This window comes from Longimicrobiaceae bacterium (genome assembly GCA_035936415.1).
GTDB lineage: Bacteria > Gemmatimonadota > Gemmatimonadetes > Longimicrobiales > Longimicrobiaceae > JAFAYN01.
The window spans coordinates 1-2768 of the sequence record DASYWD010000438.1 but is presented as its reverse complement, the minus strand read 5'-3'; the positions used below and the strand labels follow the sequence as shown (position 1 = coordinate 2768).

The window sequence follows — 2768 nt, the reverse complement described above, 5'->3', positions numbered from 1 at the left end:
TCCACCATCTGGAAGAGGGCTGGTTGCGAGGAGTTGCGTCCGAGCATGTCGACTCCGGTCCGGGGGAACGAGCCTCCGAGCGATGCGCCCAATCTACTGCCCAGCCCCTGGCGGCGCGCCTTTTTTCAACAGCCTTCTAGTCAACACGTCCTGGCTTTCACTCTGCGCGCCCGCGGCCCCGGTTCACCCCACGGGGCCGCGTGGACCGGTCCGATGGGGCTGGACATCGAGCCCAGTAGACACTCTCTGCATCCGACAGCCTCATGGAACTCCGAATCGAAGGGGTGTCAGAGACCTATGCCAATGGGGTGCACGCACTCCGGAGCATCAGTCTCACCGTGCCACGTGGCATGTTCGGGCTGCTCGGCCCAAACGGAGCCGGCATGCGAGGCACCTTCCTGGTGCCGACGCTGATGGCAATGGAGCATGCCGCGAAACAGGCGCGCTCGGGTACCCTCCCCGCCGCAACGGCCTTGAAGGCCCTGGAGGCGGACTCGGCGGATCGCGTTTGGGACGGATGCCGGTGTCGTGGCGCACGGAAGCAACGGCGAGGCTGCCCGCCTGCTCGGGCGCGACGCTGGTGGTCTTCAACACGGCGGCGATGATCGCCGTTGATGCTGCCGTCGGGGAGACGTCGACAAGTGCAACTACAACCCCGGGGGACGCCGACCAGCGGCGTCCCCCGGAGATATCTACCCGAGATGCGGAACACCTTGTGGCACAGCTCAGTCGCCGCCGGCCGGCGCGGGCAACTCCTCCTTGAGGTAGATCTCGCCGCCCATCTCCTTGAATTCCTTGGACTTCTCCTGCATCCCCGCCTCCGCCGCCGCCCGGATCTCCTGCGTGATCTTCATCGAGCAGAACTTCGGCCCGCACATGGAGCAGAAGTGCGCGACCTTTGCCCCCTCCGCCGGGAGCGTCTCGTCGTGGTACGCCAGCGCGGTCACCGGGTCCAGCGCCAGGTTGAACTGGTCCCTCCAGCGGAACTCGAAGCGTGCCTTGCTGAGCGCGTCGTCCCACTCCTGCGCGCGCGGGTGCCCCTTGGCCAGGTCCGCGGCGTGCGCGGCGATCTTGTAGGTGACGACCCCTGTCTTCACGTCGTCGCGGTTGGGGAGCCCCAGGTGCTCCTTGGGCGTGACGTAGCAGAGCATGGCCGTGCCGTACCACCCGATCTGCGCCGCGCCGATGCCGCTGGTGATGTGGTCGTACCCGGGCGCGATGTCCGTGGTGAGCGGCCCCAGCGTGTAGAACGGCGCCTCGTCGCACCACTCCAGCTGCTTCTCCATGTTCTCCCTGATGAGGTGCATGGGGACGTGCCCCGGCCCCTCGTTCATGGTCTGCACGTCGTACTCCCAGGCGATGCGCGTCAGCTCGCCCTGGGTGCGCAGCTCCGCGAACTGCGCCTCGTCGTTGGCGTCGCGGATGGAGCCCGGCCGCAGCCCGTCGCCCAGGGAGAAGGCGACGTCGTACGCCTGCATGATCTCGCAGATCTCGCGGAAGTGCGTGTACAGGAAGCTCTCGCGGTGGTGGGCCAGGCACCACTTGGCGATGATGGAGCCCCCGCGGGAGACGATCCCCGTCAGCCGGTTGGCGGTGAGCGGGACGTAGCGCAGCAGCACCCCCGCGTGCACGGTGAAGTAGTCCACCCCCTGCTCCGCCTGCTCGGTCAGCGTGTCGCGGTAGATCTCCCAGGTCAGCTCCTCCGGCACCCCGCCCACCTTCTCCAGCGCCTGGTAGATGGGCACCGTGCCGATGGGGACCGGCGAGTTGCGCAGGATCCACTCCCGCGTCTCGTGGATGTTCTTCCCCGTGGAAAGGTCCATCACCGTGTCCGCGCCCCAGAGCGTGGCCCAGCGCAGCTTCTCCACCTCCTCCTCGATGGACGAGGTGACGGCCGAGTTGCCGATGTTGGCGTTCACCTTCACCGCGAAGCCGCGGCCGATGATCATCGGCTCCAGCTCCGGGTGGTTGACGTTGGCCGGGATGATGGCCCGCCCGCGCGCCACCTCGCTGCGCACGAGCTCCGGGTCCATCCCCTCGCGCAGCGCCACGAACTCCATCTCCGGGGTGACCTCGCCGCGGCGCGCGTATCCCATCTGCGTGACGCACCCGGTGCCGCGCAGCGTGGGGCGGCGCAGCGTCGCCGGGATCTCCGTGCTGCTGCGGCCGGGGACGGGGCGGTACGTCCGCTCCGTCTCCACGGTGTCGCCGCGGGCGCGGATCCACTCCGCCCGGAGCGGCGGCAGCCCCTGGCGCACGTCCCCGCCCAGGGGCCCGCTGGTGTCGTAGACGCGGAGCGGGGGCTCGCCCCCGGACAGGGCGATCTCGCGCATGGGGACGCGGACGCCGTGGCGGCCCTCCACGTAGACCTTGCGTGAACTGGGGAAGGCGTCGCCGTAGTCGCCGGCGGCGGAGGTCTGGGGGCGGGCTCGGTCGGTCATCGTCTCCTCCTTGAGCGGCGCGGGAGAGGATCCGGTACGGGCAGGGACGGGCCCCGGGCGGCGCGCAAAACAAAACGCGCCCCCGGGAAGCCGGGTGGCGCGTGGACGTGAGGGGCACGCCCGGGGAGACGGACGGAGCACCCGCTGTCGCTGCGACACGCCGCGCTCCCTACGCCGGTGTGATCCGGATCAGGTTCCAAGGGACTCTCTCAATCCCGGCCGGTCGGCCGGGATACCCCTGGCGGCTACGCGAACGGAATGTAAGGCGGTGCGCCCGTCGTGAAAAGGCGCCCGCGGAAACGGACGGAGGGCCGGGCGCTCAAGGCG

General features: G+C 69.5%; 1 protein-coding gene and 1 riboswitch. The gene reads right to left on the bottom strand.

What is annotated here, in order from left to right:
* Positions 1–725: 725 nt before the first annotated feature.
* Complete coding sequence (thiC, locus tag VGR37_17895; GenBank protein ID HEV2149280.1) at positions 726–2441, bottom strand: phosphomethylpyrimidine synthase ThiC; 1716 nt, start codon at positions 2439–2441, stop codon at positions 726–728.
* A 148-nt stretch (positions 2442–2589) separates the two neighbouring features.
* A riboswitch (TPP riboswitch) is annotated at positions 2590–2691 on the bottom strand.
* Positions 2692–2768: the final 77 nt, after the last annotated feature.

What these genes read in the sequence shown, in the direction of transcription:
- thiC (HEV2149280.1), bottom strand. Translation starts at nt 2,441, where the DNA reads ATGACCGACCGAGCCCGCCCCCAGACCTCCGCCGCCGGCGACTACGGC.